Annotated in this window: 3 protein-coding genes; 2 read left to right on the forward strand and 1 reads right to left on the reverse strand. The window is 59.4% G+C overall.

What is annotated here, in order from left to right; genetic code table 11:
* Positions 1-1,412, reverse strand: a 1,412-nt coding sequence (locus H0V78_04175) for a leucine--tRNA ligase (GenBank protein MBA2351001.1), incomplete at its 3' end; no start/stop codon positions are given.
* Positions 1,413-1,548: 136 nt separating this feature from the next.
* Between H0V78_04175 and H0V78_04180 the strand changes: the two genes are divergently transcribed.
* Entirely contained in the window at positions 1,549-2,421 is an 873-nt protein-coding gene (locus tag H0V78_04180) for a phosphoribulokinase (GenBank protein MBA2351002.1), read from the forward strand.
* A gap of 52 nt (positions 2,422-2,473) precedes the next feature.
* Positions 2,474-3,917: UvrD-helicase domain-containing protein (locus H0V78_04185; GenBank protein ID MBA2351003.1), on the forward strand; the 1,444-nt coding region annotated here is incomplete at its 3' end.

Here is a 3,917-nt window from a genome sequence, read left to right on the forward strand (position 1 = left end):
GGCAATTGATCGTCGGGAACCGGCACGTCGCCGCAACGCTGGCAATGAATCAACGGAATCGGGCAACCCCAGTAGCGCTGGCGCGAAATGCCCCAGTCACGCAGGCGCCACTGGATGCGTTTTGTGCCAAGACCTTTATCGTTCAAGTCAGCGGCAATGGCGTCCACGGCTTCCTGATGATCCAGCTTGTCGTATCGACCGGAATTGACAAGTGAGATACCGTCTTTCGATTCGTACCATATTTTCCAGACATTCAGATCGAAGCGGTAATCAGCGTGTTCTTCAAGATCCGTTTCGGCGCTCGTTGTGACCTTCCGAATGTTGTATTCGATAACCTGCAGAATCGGCAAGCCATATTTTTTCGCGAACTCGAAATCGCGTTCGTCGTGCGCCGGCACCGCCATTACCGCGCCTTTACCGTAAGCCATGAGCACGTAATTGGCGACCCATACCGGCAGCTTTTCGCCGGACAACGGGTGCACTACGTACAAGCCGGTCGCCATGCCTTTCTTTTCCTGCGTCGCAATGTCGGCTTCCATGACAGCGCCCCGCTTGCACTCTTCGATAAAGTTCGCGAGCTCGGGACTGCGTGCGGCGGCGCGCACGGCAAGCGGATGCTCGGCGGCGACCGCGCAATACGTCGCTCCCATCAAGGTATCGGCGCGCGTAGTAAAAACCTTGAGCACTTGCCGCGGATCGTCGGCATACGGAAACTCGATTTCGACGCCTTCGCTTCGGCCGATCCAGTTCGCCTGCATGGTCTTGACGCGTTCCGGCCAGCCACGCAAACCGTCGAGCGCTTCGAGCAACTCGTCGGCGTAAGCCGTAATCCTCAGGTAATACATGGGGATTTCGCGCTTCTCGACGAGGGCGCCAGTGCGCCAGCCGCGGCCGTCGATGACTTGCTCGTTGGCAAGTACGGTGCGGTCGACGGGGTCCCAGTTCACGATACCGATTTTCTTGTACGCCAAACCTTTTTCCAGCATGCGCAGGAACAGCCACTGATTCCAGCGGTAATACTCAGGCTGGCAGGTTGCGAGCTCGCGTTCCCAGTCGATCGCCAGCCCAAGCGCCTGCAACTGCTTGCGCATATACGCGATGTTGTCGTACGTCCACTTCGCCGGCGGCACGTTGTTGGCGATCGCCGCGTTCTCCGCCGGCAATCCGAACGCGTCCCAGCCCATCGGCTGCAGCACGTTGTAGCCACGCATGCGGTGATAACGCGCCAGCACGTCGCCGATCGTGTAATTTCGCACGTGGCCCATGTGCAGCTTGCCCGACGGGTATGGGAACATCGACAGGCAGTAATACTTGGGCCGTTTGCTGTCTTCGCCGGCATTGAAGACGCGGCTCTCTTGCCATTGCTGCTGCACCTGGCGCTCGATCTCGTTCGGTCGGTAATGCGCGTGCATGGTGGCGGGGAGGCGGGGAAAGCGAAATTATACCCGTGAACCATAGCCGCATATGAGGCGGCAGACAGGCCAGGAAGCGGCAACGATGCGTTCATGCTTCTGGTGTAACATCGCCCAAAGGTTGTGGGAGGATGACATGTCGGCCAAGCATCCGGTTATTGCGGTAACGGGCTCATCCGGGGCAGGCACGAGTTCGGTCAAAGGCACTTTCGAGCACATTTTCAGGCGCGAGAAGATCAACGCCGTCATCATCGAGGGCGACAGCTTCCATCGCTACGACCGCGAGGACATGAAGGAAGTGATCGAAAAATCCGAGATCAACGACGAGCGCTGCATCAGCCACTTCGGTCCGGAGGCGAATCTGTTCCAGCAGCTATCCGACTTCTTCGAGGGGTACGGCCGCAGCGGAACCGGCAAGAGCCGGTTGTATCTGCACAACGACGAAGAAGCGGCCCCGTGGGGGCAGGAGGCGGGGACGTTCACGCCTTGGGCGGAAATGCCTCCCAACAGCGATGTCCTGTTTTACGAAGGCTTGCACGGCGGCGCGAAGGATGGCGCTATCGATATCGGCCATCACGTCGATCTCCTGATCGGCGTCGTGCCTATCGTCAATCTCGAATGGATACAGAAAATCCATCGCGACATGCAGACGCGCGGCTACTCGATCGAGGCGGTCACGCAAACCATCCTGCGCCGCATGTACGATTATGTGCATTACATCACGCCGCAATTTTCGCGCACGCACATCAATTTCCAGCGCGTGCCGACCGTCGACACCTCGAACCCGTTCGTCGCGCGCGATATTCCGACGCTCGACGAAAGCTTCGTCGTGATCCGCTATCGGGATCCGAAAGGCGTCGACTTTCCGTATCTGCTGACCATGATCCACGATTCGTTCATGTCACGGCCGAATTCGATCGTCGTGCCGGGCGGCAAGATGGGCCTGGCCATGCAATTGATCCTGACGCCGCTGATCCGCAAGCTGATCGAAAACCGGACTAAACCCTGAGCGGTTATAATACGGACTCAGAAATTCGTCGTCGCCGCTGCAAGATTCACTCGTGTCAGATTCCCTACTTTCCGGCCTCAATCCCGAGCAGCTCGAAGCAGTCACCCTGCCCCACCAGCCGGCGCTGATCCTGGCCGGCGCGGGCTCCGGCAAGACGCGCGTGCTGACGACGCGCATCGCCTGGCTGATCCAGAGCGGGCGCGCGCATCCGCTGAATCTGCTCGCCGTCACCTTCACCAACAAGGCAGCGCGCGAAATGCTTACGCGCATCACGAGCATGCTGCCGATCAATCCGCGCGGCATGTGGATAGGCACGTTTCACGGTCTGTGCAATCGCCTGCTGCGCGCGCATTACCGCGATGCCGGCTTGCCGCAAAGCTTTCAGATACTCGATTCGGCCGACCAGCTTTCCGCGGTCAAGCGCCTGATGAAGCGGCTCAACATCGACGACGAAAAATTTCCGGCGCGGCAATTGGTATACTTCATCAACGGCAACAAGGACGCCGGGTTGCGCGCATCGAAAATCGAAGCGAGCGACGATATCTCACGGCGCATGGCCGAGTTTTACGCGGCTTACGACGAACAATGCAACCGGGAAGGCGTCGTCGATTTTGCTGAATTGCTGTTGCGTTCCTATGAACTGCTCGCCAGCAATGCGTCGTTGCGCGATCACTACCGCAACCGCTTCTCGCACATTCTGGTCGACGAGTTTCAGGACACCAGTTCTCTGCAATATCAATGGCTGAAGCTGCTCGCCGGGCGAGACGCCGCGGTGTTTGCGGTCGGCGACGACGATCAGTCGATTTACGCGTTTCGCGGCGCCAACGTTAGCAATATGCACAGCTTCGAGCGCGATTTTTCGATCGGCAAGGTCATCAAACTCGAACAGAACTACCGCTCGCACGGCGCTATCCTCGATGCGGCGAACGCGCTGATCAGCCAGAACCGCGGCCGCCTCGGCAAAAATTTATGGACCGCCGAAGGCCGCGGCGAGCCGCTGCGGCTGTATCAGGCGGCCAGCGATTTCGAGGAGGCGCGCTTCATCGTCGACGAGATTCTGAATCTGCGGCGCGACGGTGTCGGGCTTTCGGACATCGCGCTGGTTTACCGTTCGAACGCGCAATCGCGTGTGCTCGAACACGCGTTGTTCAATGCGGCGCTGCCCTATCGCGTCTACGGCGGCCTGCGCTTTTTCGAGCGCCAGGAAATCAAGCACGCGCTCGCCTGGTTGCGCCTGATCGCCAATCCCGACGATGACAACGCGCTGCTGCGCGTGATCAATTTTCCGCCGCGCGGTGTCGGCGCGCGCAGCATCGAACAGTTGAACGATGCCGCGAGCGCAAAGAAGTCGAGCCTGTGGCGAGCGGCGCAGCGGCAATCGGGAATAGCGGATAGCGGGGATTTGGGATTGGGAACAGGCGATCCGGGATCGCGCAAGGTCAATCGCGGAGTGGCTGCGTTTGTTGGTCTGGTTGAAGGCATGCGCAGCGCGTGCG

The organism is Burkholderiales bacterium, from assembly GCA_013695435.1.
Taxonomy (GTDB): Bacteria; Pseudomonadota; Gammaproteobacteria; order Burkholderiales; family JACMKV01; genus JACMKV01.